Raw genomic sequence first — 16,498 nt, forward strand, 5'->3', positions numbered from 1 at the left:
TTTGAGACTTTAGATTTTAGATGGGCTGGGTTCCAAATTCCGGAGCTTTTGCTTAACAAAATGAAAAATCTAAAACTCGCAATCGAAAATCTAAAATTGTTCAGTCAAACTTCAATCATCTGGTCGATAAGTGAGAGCAGGACATGAAATCTAAGCAGATACACGGATAATATTTGTGAAATTAATGTGAAATCCGTGCCGTTGCGTCCGCACTCCCGTGTCATCGAGAACTCACAGCGGAGTCTCCGGGCGAGTTTAATCAGGCTTTAAGTTAACCGGACACATTGGGAAAAAACCCGCAGGCCGTACAAAAGACGACTAACTTAGGACTGAGAAAAAGGTAGGATAGCTAACGCCATCTAATCCTAGTTTATCTCAATGCAAGCTGACATTATAACTACTACGCTTCTTGACAAAAACCAAACTTTAAGCATTCAAAAACCGGCCTCGGGCTTGTCGCTGGTGGGGAGGATTCGAGTTCCCGGCGATAAGTCGATTTCTCACCGAGCTTTGATGTTGGGTGCGATCGCCCAAGGTGAAACTACTATTGAGGGACTACTTCTAGGAGAAGACCCCCGCAGCACTGCTAAATGTTTCTCGCTCTTGGGAGCCAAAGTTTCTGAACTCAACGCGGAACGGGTGACAGTCCGGGGCGTCGGAATTGGCGAGTTAGAGGAGCCTGTGGAAGTCTTGGACGCGGGTAATTCCGGCACGACGATGCGGCTGATGTTGGGAATTTTAGCCTCTCATCCGGGGCGTTTTTATGCAGTAACGGGTGACAGTTCTTTGCGATCGCGCCCCATGTCGCGCGTCATTAAACCGCTGCAACAAATGGGAGCGCAAATTTGGGGCCGAAAAAGCAATTCTTTAGCTCCTTTAGGGATACTGGGACAGCAGTTAAAACCGATTCACTACCATTCTCCGATCGCCTCGGCTCAAGTTAAATCTTGCATTTTGCTCGCCGGTTTGATGGCAAGCGGAGAAACTACAGTCACAGAACCCGCTCTGTCGCGGGATCACAGCGAGCGGATGCTGCGAGCGTTTGGAGCCCAATTGAGCGTCGATCCAGAAACTTGTAGCGTGACAGTCACTGGGCCGACACAACTGCAAGGGCAGAATGTGATTGTACCGGGGGATATTAGTTCGGCGGCATTTTGGCTAGTTGCTGGGGCGATCGTCCCGGGTTCGGAGCTCGTAGTCGAAAATGTCGGCGTCAACCCAACTCGTACAGGCATTTTGGAAGCTTTGGAAATGATGGGCGCCGATATTGAACTGCAAAATCAGCGAGAGGCGGCTGGGGAACCGGTAGCGGATATTTTGGTTCGCAGTTCCGGCCAATTGCGGGGATGCACCATTGCGGGCGACTTAATTCCCCGACTGATTGACGAAATCCCGATTTTGGCCGTAGCGGCGATCTTTGCGTCGGGTACTACAATAATTCGAGATGCGGCCGAGTTGCGAGTCAAAGAGAGCGATCGACTGGCCGTGACTGCTGCGGAACTCAACCGCATGGGAGCCCAAATTTCCGAGTTACCCGACGGTTTAGAAATTACCGGGGGAACTCCTTTGACCGGCGCGGATGTTGACAGCTACACCGACCACCGAATAGCGATGAGTTTGGCGATCGCAGCGCTCAACGCCACAGGTATTACTAACATTCACCGGGCCGAAGCCGCTGCCATTTCCTACCCCGACTTTACCGCCACTTTGCAGCAAGTTTGCCATCCAAATTAAGATTGGGCATTGGGAATTGGCATTGGGCATTGGGCATTGGGCATTGGGCATTGGGCATTGGGCATTGGGCATTGGGCATTGGGCATTGGGCATTGGGCATGGGTTGCTGGTTACTTGTTATCGGTTATGGCTATAGCCTTACAAATAACAAATAACCACTAACTAATGACCAAGGACTAATGACTAATGACTAATGACTAATGACCAATGACTAATGACTAATGACTTCCTCTAAGAATCTTTACCTACAACTTGTTCTTTTAAAGAATCAATTTCCGTTAACAACTCTTGGCGATCGGAAGCCTTGAGCAGATAGCGGTAAACAAACCAACCCGTATATCCCATGCCAATCAACTCAAAAACTGGAGCTACCAAAGGGACATCATTAAGAGCACCTAAAACTCCCAGCATTACCTTAATACTAATACCGCCTGCCAGAATTAAACCAACAGTTATGAGGGGCTTTTGGTAGTCAGCAAAAAAATTGGATAGATAGGCTGGAAGTTCCGACAAAATTGTAATAACTTGGTCTTTAATATCTTGGAACTGGCTGGCCGTTGTTTCTGTGGCTGTCACTGTAGTCATGACCCCCGGTTTGTCCTCCACCAGATCTACTGTCACGACTTCAGTGATTGTTTGTGTCTCGTCCGAAAAGTTAGCTTGTGTCATTGAATACTTCCTCCGTTGTCAGGTAAAATTGCAGGCTGTGAATTGCTGCCAGTATAATTCTCCGGCAATTAGCACAGCATCCGCGCTGCAGGGACTAATTGATGAGACTAAGGCAGAGTTTCACAAATTGCAAGCAAAAATAACGATATGACTTGATTTTAAACAATTGCCTTCGTTGCCAAATCGCTCTTTTGACTCATTTTTTCACTTGAGCGAGGTCGATTTGATTCGGGCAAGGGCGTCCTTGTTCAAAGTCGGTGATGTTGCCGATCGTGGTTTCGGCGATATTTTTCAAAGCTTCCTCGGTGAAGAAAGCTTGATGTCCGGTAATTAGGACGTTGGGGAAAGTCAGCAAACGCTGAAAAACATCGTCTTGAATGACCTGATTTGACAAATCCTCAAAAAACAGATCCGTCTCTTGTTCGTAAACATCTAAGCCGAGGTAGCCAATTTTACCAGACTTCAGCCCTTTGGTAACAGCTTTAGTGTCAATCAACTGACCGCGGCTGGTATTGATCAGCATCATCCCCGGTTTCATTTGCTCGATCGCCTCTGCACCGATCAAATGGTAAGTTTCCGGTACCAGCGGACAGTGGAGGCTGACAATATCAGAGGTGGCGAAGAGTTCCGGGAGTGCGACGTATTCCATGCCTAGGGCGAGGCAATCTGGGTTTTGGGAAACATCGTATCCCAGCAGGCGACACCCGAATCCGTGCAGAATTTGGGCAGTAATTGCGCCAATTCTGCCTGTTCCGACGATTCCCACCGTTTTGCCGTGGAGGTCAAAACCCAACAAGCCATCTAGGGCGAAATTGCCTTCGCGGACGCGGTTGTAGGCCCGATGGATTCTGCGGTTGAGGGACAAAATCAGAGCGACTGCGTGTTCGGCCACTGCGTAGGGAGAATAAGCAGGAACTCGCAGCAGAGTTAGATCTAAATCCCTCGCTGCTGCTAAATCGACGTGATTGAATCCGGCGGATCTCAGTGCCAGCAAGCGGACGCCTTTTTCGGCAATGGCAAGCAGCGTTTTCGCGTCCAAGCAGTCGTTCACGAACGCGCAAACGGCCGGAAATCCAGCAGCCAAAACGCTGGTTTCCAGGTTCAGACGCGGTTCAAAAAAAACTAAATCGTGTTTGCCGCCGACATTCGCTGCTTCCAGAAATGTGCGATCGTAGGATTTGGTGCTGAATACGGCTACCTTCATGATTTTTGCCTGCAAACCCAGTAATAGTGGGAAATTCTTTCCCGATCAACTCTAAATTTTACTAGAACGCCGTTGCCCCTGCCCCAAACAACCCACTTTCCATGAGAAATATTGAATTTCGTAACAAGAGCCTCTCTCAAAAAACCATTTTTTGAGCTTGAGGGCAACTCCTGCTTAATTTTTTGAATCTAATTGCTTATACTGTAGTCAAGCGCGATCGTTAATTGCTAAATTTTTAGGACAAACTCAGATGCGTAAAAAAATCAAAACTATAATTTATGAAATTTTAGAAACCTCAGACTCAAGCAATTTATACAGTTTAGCAGATGATTTTATCATAACTTGTTTAATTCTGATCAACGTCGCAGCTTTTATTGCTTCTACTTCGCCCACATTGTCGCCCGAACACACATCGTTTTTGGCAAACATCGAAATTGTTTCCTCCTTAGTATTTACAATAGAATATATTTTGAGGCTATGGGTGTCTACAGTCGATCGCAGATACAGCCACCCGCTTTGGGGAAGATTGAGATATGCTCTTACACCGCTAAGTTTGATAGATTTACTTTCCATCTTACCTTTTTACTTCTTGCTGTTATTTCCTACTTTCAACTTCGTTAATTTAATTCGTGTTCTGCGCTTGTTGCGGTTGCTAAAAATGAGCCGTTATTCTGAGTCAATCAGAACTCTGGGAGCAGTATTGTACGATAAAAAAGAGGAGTTAATTGCCACCGCATTTGCAGTTTTTATTCTGTTAATATTTGCCTCTAGCGTCATGTATTTTGTTGAATACGACGCGCATCCCGAAACTTTTGCGAGCATCCCCGATGCAATGTGGTGGGGAGTTGTGACCTTAACTACTGTCGGTTACGGCGATATTTATCCAATCACTCCTTTAGGAAAATTGTTAGGAGCAATATTAGCATTTTTGGGAATCGGAATTTTTGCGTTACCTGCGGGGCTCATTGCTGCGGGTTTTTCCGAGGAAGTCCAAAGGAGAAAGCAGGAAAAAATGGCGGCAAATTTAGAGCAATCCGCGAATTGTCAATCGGTCAAAAGGCTGGCGGAAATCGAGGTTGGGTTTGAAGAAAAGCAAAGGGCGATCGCACTTCACATCGAAAGTTCATCAGAGTTGATGAAAATGTGTGTTCAAACGGCGAAACAGAAGTTAGGAAGTGATTTTCAAAATGAACAAATTATTTGCGATTTAGCTATTCATCTCTACAATGAAGCCGTCCGCAAATTCGAGCTGTAATTACAGATATACATTGCCTAGAATTCCACCCAATAGTTACCCTAATGATCCAAAGTCAAGCAATCGCTTGTGGTTAGTTATGACTGCTTTATGTAAGGATTAATAACCAATAGTTAATTACCAATCGGGCGGCAAATTGTAATATTCGAGAGTGGATGTATCTGCCAGCAAATCTTGGGTTTTTCTGTCAATTTTAATCTCACCATCCGCCAAAACTAACGCCCTTTGAGTCGTTTTCCCGATCCAATTCAAATTATGAGAAGCGATCAAAATTACCTCGATCGGCAATTGGGACAAAACCTTAGCCAAATGACGCCGCCACGAGGGATCGAGTCCGTTGGTCGGCTCGTCTAAGATTAAAATTGCCGGCTCTAATGCTAAAATTGCTGCCAAGGCTGCTAATCTTCTTTGGCCTCCTGAAAGTTCGTGGGCCGAACGGTTGGCAAATTCTACTAAACCAAATTCGTCTAATAGTGATAAAGCTCGATCGCGCGCCACTCCCGGCGGCACTCCGTAATTGCGGGGGCCGAACATGACATCCTCTAAAATAGTGGGCATAAATAGCTGGTCGTTAGCATCTTGAAAGCAAAATCCAATCTGCCTGCGCGCCTGCGATAAAGTCGCCTCTTCCAACTTTTTTCCCTGCACTCTAATCTCGCCCGCTTGAGGCATTTTTAATCCGATCAAGTTTTCGAGCAAAGTGCTTTTACCAGCACCTGTCAGGCCGAGTAGAGCAACTCTTTCTCCCGGTTGCAAAGTAAAAGAAATTCCCCGCAATACTGGCTTTTGATCTGGATAGCCAAATACTAAGTTTTCTACTTCGATTGTTGGCACGGATTTTAGTCTACTCAAGTTTTATTTTCCTCTATTTTAGGATTAAGAGTGTTTAACCGCAGAGAACGCAGAGGGCGCAGAGAGGGGAAGGGATAAGGCAAAAGGTAGAGGCCTGAATTAATCAATTACCAATTCTACTCGTTCACAGGCTCTGCCTGGGAACGCAGATCGGGAGGCTCTGCCTCCAATTTTCCTCCGCAAGAGGCGAGGCAGAGCCTCTGGATATGGATTCCCAGGCAGAGCCTGGGAACCAGTTAAATGCCCAATGCCCAATTACGAATAACCGTAAGAAGCTGTTGTTAATCCGGCTGCGATTAAAATTGCTAGTGTCAGCCAGAGTCGCTCTTTTGGTGTTGATTTTGAGTCGGCAGGTAAAGCTCCTTGATACCCGCGAATTAGCATGGCTGCGTGTACTCTTTCTGCCCGATCGAGACTTCGCAAATAAAGCGCTCCGATCATGGAAGCACTGGCGTAGCGCAGCCATCCTCCGGTACCGGACAAGCCCCGGAGTTGGGCTGATATTTTCATGCGGTTGACTTCGGACAGCAGGATTTCTAAGTATTGTCCTGTTAAAAGTACAATCTCTTGCAAACCTGCTGGTAGGGGTAATCCTTTGAGGGCGATTCCGAAACTGTGGGGTGGCAAAGTTAGCAGAAAGCTGTTCATAATTAGCAGGCAAATTAGGGAACGTAGCAACAGAAAACTGGCGCGTTCCCAACCTTGGGGCAGCACTAATAAGGAGAGAAAAACCAATTCTGCTCCCAACAGTTGCGCTAGGGTTCGCACGGGAGCCCTGAGCCAAAACGACCAAAAAAGTGCGATCGCCCCATAAATTCCCAGCCACAGCCAAGCGCCTGTCTTCAGAAAACCCATGCCAATCACAATTGTGAGAGACATTCGCAATCGAAAAGGTATGGAGAGTTTAGACATCTTTAGGTTTTACCACCAACTGAGCAATTCCAAAAGCCGCGCCGAAGCTGAAGGCAGACCCTAAAAGTCCAGCAATGCTAGTACCAACAGGCTGTTCTTCTAATCCTTTAACTGTGTAATCTGCTAAAGGAGTGGGATTTTCGATCGCCACAGCTTCTTTATCTTTAAAGCCGTATTTTTCGGCTACCGCTTCTAACCCGTCAGGCCAACTTGATGCGAACAGTGAAAGCACCCCGGAAATTAATAAAACTCCGATTACTGGCACTACCCATTTCTGCAATTGTGGCTGTTGTCCCGGCAGTAAATCCGGCCGCACTTTGACGAGATAAGTTAACACGCCGCCTGTAATTACCCCTTCGCCAATGCCAATTAAAATATGTACGCCTACCATTGCTGGCAATGCGATATTGAGCCCTACTGTACCAGAAATTGCGAGTTGGATCGCCACACAAATCGAAGCAGCCACGACGCTGAGGCCAGCGGCGATGCCCGCAGCTAGGGGCAAACGATTTCTGGAACCTCCCAAGAGTTGCTGCAATGGCTGCAACAGCCACCAGCCCACCCAAATGCCAACTAGCCCCATGTTAAAAATATTGGCTCCCAGGGCGGTGATGCCCCCGTCGGCAAACAAGACGCTCTGAATTATAAAAACCGTGCTCATTGCCAAAGTTGCCGCCCAAGGGTTCCCCAATACGACGGATGCCAGCGCTCCTCCCAACAAGTGGCCGCTGGTGCCGCCGGCTACGGGAAAGTTGATCATCTGGGCTGCAAACACGAAAGCTGTGGTTAAGCCCATGATTGGGGCTTGTCGAAGTCCAAGACTGGCGCGGGTTCGATTTAGCGCAACTGCAATTACTGCTGCACTTGCTATGCCGGTGGCAATGGCTACTGGCGGTGAAAGAAAGCCATCAGGTATGTGCATCGATCTCTCCCAAACGAGAAAAGTTCCAGCCCTTTAGTCAACTATTTTTTACAAAAATTTACCATCCCCTGTGGGGGTATTTCTGCGAGCGAGCGATCGGGGGATTGGTGGCGGGCGATCCCTTATGGGATATAGATTAGCGCCTCATCGGCAGAATTTTGAGGATGAGAAATTTTATATTAAATAATCCTGAAGAATTATTCGGATATTTTACAGACAACCTGCACATTAAAGCTTTTTGATAAGAATTATCAATATTTGTTTACACATTCAACTTCCAAATTGTATTCACCGTCCAGCTAAAACAAGAATATTAAAAAAATATAAAGAATATGCTGAAAATCTATCATTGGTTTTATTCTCAACTCTTGAGAATAAATTGCATTAAGTTTTTGACGACCGCAGCTGTGAAATTAGCAGATAGCTAGTCAAAGCCAAAGTATTGCGTGTTAGAGAAACTAAAAAGTGCGAATTATTGCGACTATATATAGTTAGCAGTAGGTTTGCAGTTGTCGAGCGCGCCCAAGTGCGATCGGCTTTGCCTGCACGAGCTCCATTATCAAGAAACTCAAAATACTAATGCGCTTATTCTCAAGTAATTTTCCGCACAACCTACAGGAGGTTTGCCAGTGGTGCAGCCGTCAACCCAAGACTCAACTACCGATTTAGTTCCATCGGAATTTCCCAGACAGTTAGATATCGCTCAAGTTTCTATCTACGGACTGAGTTTTTTATCGGCTGGTATGTTTCTGTTTTTACCTCTAGTCAACCTACTGCATCCCAGCCATTGGCAACGATTGATGGGAACCATTCACGGCTTAGGCGCAATGTTTGCAATGGTAGTGATGGTTTACACGGGACATTTAGCTTTCCCGTTGCTGCGCGGTGCCGGTAAAATCTTGCCACAAATGCGTACATTAGCCTTTTGGTCATCTATTTTGAGCTTTTTAGCCATAGCTACCGGCAATTGGGCTTATATGCGTTATCGGGCAGGCATGGACTTTGGCGGAGCTCGGGCTTGGCTGAAAGAAAACTCGCCTTTAGGGCAGTATGTTTTGATGGAATATCACGAGTTTAGCGTCCTGTTTACCCTGCCATTAGCAATAGCTTGCACCTGGATTCTGTGGACTTACGGCGATGCAATTTTAGAAAAGCATAATCGCCCGGTTTTAACCGCAACCTGTGTAGCTTTGATGGCGCTAATGTTTTTTTCAATGGGTGGCATGGTAAGTGGAATTGGCGTTGCTAAAATTCATGCTTTGTAGTCCGCATTTGCCAATTATCAACTATCAATCAATCGACTCTCAACTCTCAACTCTCAATCGATTGACTCTCAAGGCGGACAAGGTGGCACTGCCCCTACCCACTCTCAACTATCAACTATCATAGGAGATTTGTGAAATGACCAGACAATTATCCCGCCAAAGTCATGCGGGGGATGAACCTTTTTACGGTAAATTTTGGAGCAAATTAAAACACTTTCCTAACGGTTTAGCTGAGGGTTCGGCAACTGCGCCTAGGGTTTCGGGCCCAGCAGCAGCAGCAATAGTTAGCGCTGCAATTGGTTGTTTCACAATGATGGTGAGTCACCATTTAGGGGACACATCCAAAGAGATAAACGAAATGCTTTGGAACCTCGGTAGTTGGATTCCCGGAAGCAAGACTAATGATGAATTGTGGGGCAACATCGGCAGCTATACGGGCAAAGAAACTATGTTGCTTGTCGGTTGGCTTGTCAGTTGGCCAATTCTGCATCTGGTGTGGAAAAATCAGCAGATTAAAAGTCGCACCATATTTTTCTGGATGTTTGCTTTGTTAGTTGCTGCGACAGCTATGTCCTGGCATCCTCTCTTCCCCTATTTGCCCTTAACTTAAGTAATGCGAGGTTTGATGATGGAAACAAAAAATAAGCCGATCCCAGCCAGGGAGATGCACAAAATAGTTTGGATTAGTATGGGAGTTTTGACTCTTTTCTTTGTGAGTTTTCCTATCTCAATGTGGCGCGTCAGCCAAAAAGAAAAGTTTCTCGGTTCCCACGTCAAGTCTTTCACAATCGAGGGACAAAATCCCGCTAATGCTGTTGCTAATGCTGTTGCTAAGGGGCTGGCCCAACCAGCTATTGCCAGTAGCAGTGCGCTTCCGGCTGCAAATAATTCCTATTTAGGGGTTGATAGCCAAAAAAAGCTGCCTGACAAGTCTCCAAAGGTTTTACCTTTCACTAATACGTCTACTGAAACGGCTATTGCGAGTAGCCCTACAGATAAGACTGTCCAAGCTGTACCTGTATCAGCAGGCCAGCAGCAAGTTCAGGCGGTGGATGGAACAAATCAGACAGCAGAAATTACGGATCGCGTAAAACTAGATGAGTTAGCTCTAAAAGTCTACGATCGCATCGATCGAACTTGGCAAACTAGCCCTACGTTCAATCAAAATCTAGTCTATCGAGTCACTACAAGTCAAGATGGGGCGATCGGCAATTTCGAGCCCCTCAACCAGCCAGCCAAGGATTACACCCAAGAAACTCCTTTGCCAAATCTGCTCAAATCTCCCGAAACTAGCAGCAACAATGCAGCACCAGTCGCTAAGTTTACTGTAGTGTTTGCTCCTACTGGAACCTTAGAAGTTAACCCCTAACTCACATACAACATCTATATCCGGTAAGGTGCGTCCTCCGCACCTTACTTTTCATTTTTAACTTAAATGTGATATTATAAACAGCGCCCTCTAAGGCATTCTACATCTAAAACAACAAATGAAAGAACTTGACGAAAAAAAAACTCAGGAACTGCTATGCACCATCATGGAATGGGAACTTGCAGGTGTCGTGCGCTATACCCACTATTCACTAATGGTGACAGGGCCAAACCGGATTCCCATCGTGCAGTTTTTTAAAGCACAAGCCACGGAATCCCTACTCCACGCCCAACAAGCAGGAGAAATTCTCACCGGTTTAGAGGGGCATCCCAGTCAGAAAATTGCTCCCATCGAAGAAACCTACAAACACTCGGTGAAAGACTTGTTAGAAGAAAGTTTAAATCACGAGAAAAAAGCGCTCAAAAAGTATAAATCTTTACTTGACGTTGTGACCGACTCCAGCGTTTATTTGGAAGAATATGCCCGCAATCTAATTGGACAAGAAGAATTGCACCAAGTAGAATTGAAAAAAATGCTGCGGGATTATAGTTGATTTAATCATTGTTATTGGTTATTGGTTAGTGGTAAGTTGTATTTCCAATGACCAATGACCAATGCCCCATGCCCATGCCCCATGATTATAAAAAATGAATTTTAGCGAAGCCCTACCAACTTTTGTAATTACCCTGCGCGAAGGCGTAGAAGCCGCCTTAGTCGTCGGAATTGTACTAGCTTGCCTCAAAAAAGCCGAGCAAACTCACCTCAATTCTTGGGTGTATGCAGGTGTCGCAGCCGGAATTGCTGCTAGCGGTTTTGTGGGTGTTTTATTCAATGGATTGCTCGCAGCCCTATCAACATCCGAGCAGCCTTACGCACCAGTAATTAAACAGCTATTAGAGGGCGTGTTGGGAATTGTGGCGATCGCAATGCTAAGCTGGATGCTAATTTGGATGACTCAGCAAGCGCGCTTTCTCAAAGCTGAAGTTGAAGGAGCAGTTACAGCAGCCTTGACAGAAAATAGCAATGCCGGCTGGGGCGTATTTGGCTTAATTTTTATTGCGGTACTGCGCGAAGGTTTTGAAACAGTTATATTTGTCAGCGCTCAATTTCAACAAGGTTTAACTCCTGCTTTAGGTGCTTTGGGCGGTTTGACTGGGGCGGCAATCATTGGCGCGCTACTGTTCAAGTGGGGCGTAAAAATTGATATCCGCCTGTTTTTCAAGTTTATGGGGATTTTGTTGCTGTTAATCGTGGCAGGTTTGGCAGTATCTGCACTCAAACATTTTGACCAAGCCGCTGGGATGTTGTCGCAGATGAATAGCCAGTATGCAGGGATTTGTTTTTATTACGATCGCCTCGCACCACTCCACTCTTGTATTTTAGGGCCTATGGTGTGGAATGCAGCGGAAATTTTGCCCGATCGACAATTTCCCGGAGTGATTCTCAAAGCACTGTTTGGATACAGAGATCGACTTTATCTCGTCCAAGCGGCGGCTTACACAATATTCTTAGCCACCATCGGCGGTCTTTATTTCCAAAAATTAGGCTCTAAGGCGACTGTTTCCCCAAAAAATACTCAGTCGGCTCAAGAATCAACTCTTTCTCAGTAGTTGTGTCGGCTATGGTTACAGATTATTTCCCTGCTTTCACTGCTTCTGAGGCCCAAAAAAATTGCCTGATTTTCCAAAATCGGCCAAAAATTTTAGGGTTTTGGGATAGACTCTTTGACATTTGTATGATATTATTTAATAATGGGAATAGCGCTTGTTTTGAAAATAAATAGTTAGATTTCTATTATTTAATAATACAGTCAAGAGCTAAAAAAAGCAAGGGCTAACCCTCAAAAAAAACAAAATTTTTCTCAACCTCACCAACTTTATAAATCACAAGTCGTAGAGTGGGCGATCGTCGAAAATATGTAACTTGCAGAGAGCAGAATTGGCAATGTCAGGCCCGCAAAGGTGTCGATCGAGAACAGGGGCGATGACCCACTACGAGCAAACAAACGCAGGGTGGCTCTAAAATCTCAAATCCCATCATCACTCGTCGCCACAGAAGTCGCGCCCGCCAACAAAAAATCTACTCCAGGCCAGATTTCTGGCGAACAGTCTTTCTGATACCCACTGAAGGCGCTTATAATTAATACAACAATTTTTACATAGCTCAAAAAGGTCTTAATCAACCTTATAATTCTTAAATGAAGCTTAAAATTAAAAAATTGCTTGTTAAAGTTACCTGGAACCCCCAGAAGGCTGTAGCCTCCCCCATCTGGTTAGCGGTGAGATAAATAATGATGCCCCGGATACTTGTTATTGATGATGACGCGGCGATCGCCGAACTCGTAGCCGTCAACCTAGAAATGGCTGGCTACGAAGTCACCCAGGCAGAAGACGGCATCAAAGGTCAGGCACTAGCCATACAACTGCTCCCCGACCTGATCATGCTAGACCTCATGCTGCCTAGAGTAGACGGATTCACCGTATGTCAGCGTTTGCGGCGTGACGAGCGCACCTCAGACATTCCCGTCTTGATGTTGACCGCCTTAAGTCAAACTCAAGACAAAGTAGAAGGCTTCAACTCCGGCGCCGACGACTACCTGACCAAACCCTTTGAACTAGAAGAGATGCTAGCGCGAGTGCGAGCTCTACTAAGGCGAACAGACCGCATCCCCCAAGCTGCCAAACACTCCGAAATTCTGAATTACGGCCCGCTGACCCTTGTCCCCGAAAGGTTTGAAGCTGTTTGGTACGCTCAGACAGTCAAACTGACCCACCTAGAGTTTGAGTTGCTGCACTGCTTGCTTCAGCGCCACGGTCAGACAGTCTCTCCCAGCGAAATTCTCAAAGAAGTGTGGGGTTACGACCCCGACGACGACATCGAAACAATTCGTGTACACATCAGACACCTGAGAACCAAGATGGAACCCGATCCCCGCCATCCTCGGTACATCAAAACCGTATACGGGGCTGGTTATTGCCTGGAGTTACCCAACAACGAGCAAGTAGCTGAAGAAAGCAAATCCTCTGCTTGAGCTAGCGCGCCCGATGCAACAAGCAGTGAAAAATTCAGCTAGAAAAGCCTGAGAGCATTAGCTCTCAGGCTTTGTTGTTTGGAGTTTGAGATGAATATTTGACACTCCCCACGGCTGAAGCCTGGCTGCGACTCGTTCTCCTGAAAGGGTAGCAATGCCCAAAGATAGGAGGCAAGGAACATAGAAAGGAGTAATCCTAACTGAACCTTGACAACTTGATAGCCATGAGGGTGAGTCTCCTGCCTAATAACAGAAAGACAAATCCCTCCCCACAGGTGCAGTGGTGAAAGCACGATCCCTACTGAGGAGACTAGCCATCAAATTGGTAAAGCGGGACGAAAGAAGGTAGCTGACAGCCTAAGTCAGCAATCCCCTTTAGCAAGAATCCATGAGTAGCGAAAGCGAAGATGCGCTTGAACCATCGTGAAAGCCAACCAGCGAAATAAGGCTTTTTGCGCTGGAGCCAAAAGGCAATGGATTAGGGGCTGATAAGTCTTGGTGTATCAGCAGCACTCCCAATAATCCCGGTGGACAGCATCAACTCTAAAGATTCAATCAATGGCTATCAGGAACGAAGTAACCTCTCGTAAGCTCTCTTGGAGGTCGAATACCAAGAGCAGGTGCTAACCGTATGCTGCGAACAGGTGGGATAGAGTCAAAAGCTAATGCCCTGTTGTAATGACAGGGATATGCAGACAGACTCGCGGTGATATGGAAGATAAAGTCGAAAGTCCGAGTATATATGTCTAAAACACGGTCACAACCGATGGTGGAATGGAGACACATTAACTGGCGAAAACTGGAACGGTCTGTCTATAAGCTCCAAAAACGAATTTATCGAGCCTCTCAACGTGGTGATGTTAAAGCAATACGCAGACTCCAAAAGACGTTGATGAAGTCCTGGTCAGCAAGATGCTTAGCGGTCAGGCGGGTAACACAAGACAACAGCGGCAAGAAGACGGCTGGTGTGGATGGGCTTAAAAGCCTGACCCCAAAACAACGTCTCGCCCTTGTTGCCAAACTTAAATTAAGCCCAAAAGTCGCTCCAACTAGGCGAGTATGGATTCCCAAGCCTGGGACAGAGGAGAAGCGACCATTAGGCATCCCGACAATAAATGACCGAGCGATGCCGCGCACTTGTCAAGCTGGCACGCTTAGCCAGAATGGGAAGCGCGATTTGAACCTAACTCATACGGGTTTCGACCAGGAGTGCGATTCGTTGGGTAGAAACTAGCCCTGAAATGGGTAGAGGATTACCCGCAAGTAACATAAGAACCTTGACAATTTGATAGTCATGTGGGTGAGAGAAAAGTATTCTAGAACCGCTCAAGTCCCACCCTCCAAGTGCAGGAGTGAAAGCACACAGAGCGCAGTTCTGAACTGTGTCCCCCAGGGTAGCGACTAGCCATCAATCCCTGAAGCGGGGGTGAAAGGTGTCAATGCTGGAAGCCTAATCTGGCAATCACCAAGCAAGAGTTCATGAGTAGGCACACGAAGGTACGTTTAACCATCGTCATGAATAACCAGCGGAATCAGGCTTAAACGCTGGGAGTCCCAAACAGGGCAAGGATAATGGGGAGTTGGCAATTCCTGGTTGACCAACAAGCACTTCCTCCAAACCCGGTGGAGAGTACCGCTCTAAAAACTCTATCAATGACTATCAGAAACGAAGTAACCTCTCGTAAGCTCTCAGTGAGGTCGATGACTGAGTAGGTGCTAACCGGATGCTGCGAGTAGGAAAGATTGAGTCAAAAGCCAAAGCCTGAAGTAATGTTCAGGATATGCAGACAGACTCACGATGTTTGGAAGATAGAGACTCAAGTAGGGAGTATAAATGTCTAAAACGAGTTTAAAGACTACGGTGGAATGGCGCTCGATTAACTGGCGCAAGCTAGAGCGGCGAGTTTACAAGCTCCAAAAGAGAATCTATCAAGCCTCTCAACGTGGTGATGTAAAGGCATTACGCAGACTCCAAAAGACGTTGATGAATTCTTGGTCAGCAAGAGCATTATCGGTTCGTAGAGTTACCCAAGATAACACTGGCAAAAAAACAGCAGGAGTGGATGGAATTAAATCTCTATCCCCAGCAGCTCGTTTGAAGTTAGTAAACAACTTAAAACTGGGTTCTAAGGTCAGCCCGACCCGGAGAGTATGGATTCCAAAACCGGGAACGGAAGAGAAGCGACCTCTAGGTATACCTACAATGAAAGACCGAGCGATGCCGCGCACTCGTCAAGATGGCACGCTTAGCCTGAATGGGAAGCGCGATTTGAACCCAACAGTTATGGATTCAGAGCCGGAAGGTCATGTCATGATGCAATTGAGGCAATATTTAACGAGATTAGGTATAAAGCCAAATACGTGCTAGATGCCGACATCTCCAAGTGTTTCGACCGCATCAACCATGTAGCGCTGCTTAACAAACTTAATACATTCCCCACCATTCGCCGTCAAATACGAGCCTGGTTAAAAGCGGGAGTGATGGACAATATGCAGCACTACGAGACATCTGAGGGTACTCCACAGGGTGGGGTCATCTCCCCACTACTAGCAAATATTGCCCTCCACGGGATGGAACACCGGATTAAGCAAGCTTTCCCCAGAAGGACAATAGTCAAGAAAGGGAAATACTCTGGTTATCAATCAGGAGCAACATTAATCAGGTATGCAGATGACTTCGTGAGCGCGACACGATGTCGCATGTTGTGAGTGAGGAGGTGACTTCTCTAGGTTAGTGTCCAAACCTATCCTCAATCTCCAAGGGCATCACTGGTAACGGTGGGGTCTTTTGCAAGGAGGTAACGTCTAAGGAGCGTCCAAGCCATTTGGACAAACCGGGCAAGAGGAAGACTGAATGGGTGAACGCAAGTGAATCTCTGATGAGGCTGCGTGACGTCTGGTCATCGAAATATGGCTGATACGGTGATGAAGGGACAATGAACCTCGGTCTTACCAACCGAGGCACGGAATTCGGTCTTATGAATCGAATTCGAGGACACCCCGTCCCCGCAGTAAAGGAGACACCCTCTTCAGTTGCATCTCTAACATGTGGAACGTGATAACCCCAATGGGGTCTGGATTTCCAGTAGGTCAACCGCAAGGACGACTGAATTCCCCAGTGGGACAGGGATGACCCAAGAAGCGAACGCCAGTAAGCCGAAAGGCAAAGGAAATCCATAACCTGCTGGATAGGGCAATACCCAACCTGAAAGGGTGCTGACGTGGGTCAGGTGAATTACCCAAAGACTTCTGTAATGATTTCTCACTCAGGGGCAAGTTAGATGC

General features: G+C 46.5%; 13 protein-coding genes and 2 pseudogenes. 10 read left to right on the forward strand and 5 right to left on the reverse strand.

Features of this window, described 5'->3' with window-relative positions; genetic code table 11:
- Window positions 1-378 precede the first annotated feature (378 nt).
- Entirely contained in the window at window positions 379-1,734 is a 1,356-nt protein-coding gene (aroA, locus tag QT990_RS16220) for a 3-phosphoshikimate 1-carboxyvinyltransferase (protein WP_333142735.1), read from the forward strand.
- A gap of 231 nt (window positions 1,735-1,965) precedes the next feature.
- Here the strand turns inward: aroA and QT990_RS16225 are convergent, their stop codons facing one another.
- A complete protein-coding gene (locus QT990_RS16225) occupies window positions 1,966-2,403 on the reverse strand; it encodes a CAAD domain-containing protein (protein ID WP_333307115.1) in 438 nt (145 codons plus the stop codon).
- Window positions 2,404-2,599: 196 nt separating this feature from the next.
- Window positions 2,600-3,607: a 2-hydroxyacid dehydrogenase gene (locus QT990_RS16230; RefSeq protein WP_333142736.1), complete on the reverse strand. Its 1,008-nt coding sequence runs from the start codon at window positions 3,605-3,607 to the stop codon at window positions 2,600-2,602.
- Between the two features lie 250 nt (window positions 3,608-3,857).
- On the opposite strand from QT990_RS16230, the gene QT990_RS16235 reads away from it, so the two are divergent.
- The gene (locus QT990_RS16235; RefSeq protein WP_333142737.1) at window positions 3,858-4,862 is read left to right on the forward strand and encodes an ion transporter; all 1,005 of its coding nucleotides are present in this window, start codon (window positions 3,858-3,860) and stop codon (window positions 4,860-4,862) included.
- Between the two features lie 117 nt (window positions 4,863-4,979).
- Here QT990_RS16235 and QT990_RS16240 read toward each other — a convergent pair whose 3' ends face one another.
- From QT990_RS16240 to QT990_RS16250, 3 genes are all read right to left on the reverse strand, one after another.
- Window positions 4,980-5,714, reverse strand: a complete 735-nt coding sequence (locus tag QT990_RS16240) for an ABC transporter ATP-binding protein (RefSeq protein ID WP_333142738.1) — start codon at window positions 5,712-5,714, stop codon at window positions 4,980-4,982.
- A gap of 255 nt (window positions 5,715-5,969) precedes the next feature.
- A complete protein-coding gene (locus tag QT990_RS16245; protein ID WP_333102841.1) occupies window positions 5,970-6,626 on the reverse strand; it encodes an energy-coupling factor transporter transmembrane protein EcfT in 657 nt (218 codons plus the stop codon).
- A complete protein-coding gene (locus QT990_RS16250; protein ID WP_333142739.1) occupies window positions 6,619-7,548 on the reverse strand; it encodes an energy-coupling factor ABC transporter permease in 930 nt (309 codons plus the stop codon). The genes QT990_RS16245 and QT990_RS16250 overlap by 8 nt, the downstream gene beginning before the upstream one ends.
- 629 nt (window positions 7,549-8,177) lie before the next feature.
- On the opposite strand from QT990_RS16250, the gene QT990_RS16255 reads away from it, so the two are divergent.
- From QT990_RS16255 to QT990_RS35820, 8 genes and pseudogenes are all read left to right on the forward strand, one after another.
- Window positions 8,178-8,813, forward strand: coding sequence for a hypothetical protein (locus QT990_RS16255; RefSeq protein ID WP_333409787.1), 636 nt, complete (start codon window positions 8,178-8,180; stop codon window positions 8,811-8,813).
- Window positions 8,814-8,949: 136 nt separating this feature from the next.
- Window positions 8,950-9,423, forward strand: a complete 474-nt coding sequence (locus QT990_RS16260) for a hypothetical protein (RefSeq protein WP_333102838.1) — start codon at window positions 8,950-8,952, stop codon at window positions 9,421-9,423.
- A 15-nt stretch (window positions 9,424-9,438) separates the two neighbouring features.
- Complete coding sequence (locus QT990_RS16265; protein WP_333409788.1) at window positions 9,439-10,182, forward strand: hypothetical protein; 744 nt, start codon at window positions 9,439-9,441, stop codon at window positions 10,180-10,182.
- 118 nt (window positions 10,183-10,300) lie between these two features.
- Window positions 10,301-10,735: a ferritin-like domain-containing protein gene (locus QT990_RS16270; protein ID WP_333102835.1), complete on the forward strand. Its 435-nt coding sequence runs from the start codon at window positions 10,301-10,303 to the stop codon at window positions 10,733-10,735.
- Between the two features lie 94 nt (window positions 10,736-10,829).
- Window positions 10,830-11,792 carry an FTR1 family protein gene (locus QT990_RS16275; protein ID WP_333310731.1) on the forward strand — a complete coding sequence of 321 codons (963 nt, stop codon included), beginning with the start codon at window positions 10,830-10,832 and terminating at the stop codon, window positions 11,790-11,792.
- A gap of 683 nt (window positions 11,793-12,475) precedes the next feature.
- Window positions 12,476-13,213, forward strand: coding sequence for a response regulator transcription factor (locus QT990_RS16280; RefSeq protein ID WP_333142744.1), 738 nt, complete (start codon window positions 12,476-12,478; stop codon window positions 13,211-13,213).
- 742 nt (window positions 13,214-13,955) lie between these two features.
- Window positions 13,956-14,422, forward strand: a pseudogene (locus QT990_RS16285) (reverse transcriptase N-terminal domain-containing protein); the annotation flags it as partial.
- A 625-nt stretch (window positions 14,423-15,047) separates the two neighbouring features.
- Window positions 15,048-15,895: pseudogene (locus QT990_RS35820) on the forward strand (reverse transcriptase N-terminal domain-containing protein); the annotation flags it as partial.
- Window positions 15,896-16,498 lie beyond the last annotated feature (603 nt).

Source organism: Microcoleus sp. T3_B1, from assembly GCF_036700445.1.
In the GTDB taxonomy this organism is placed as follows: Bacteria; Cyanobacteriota; Cyanobacteriia; order Cyanobacteriales; family Microcoleaceae; genus Microcoleus.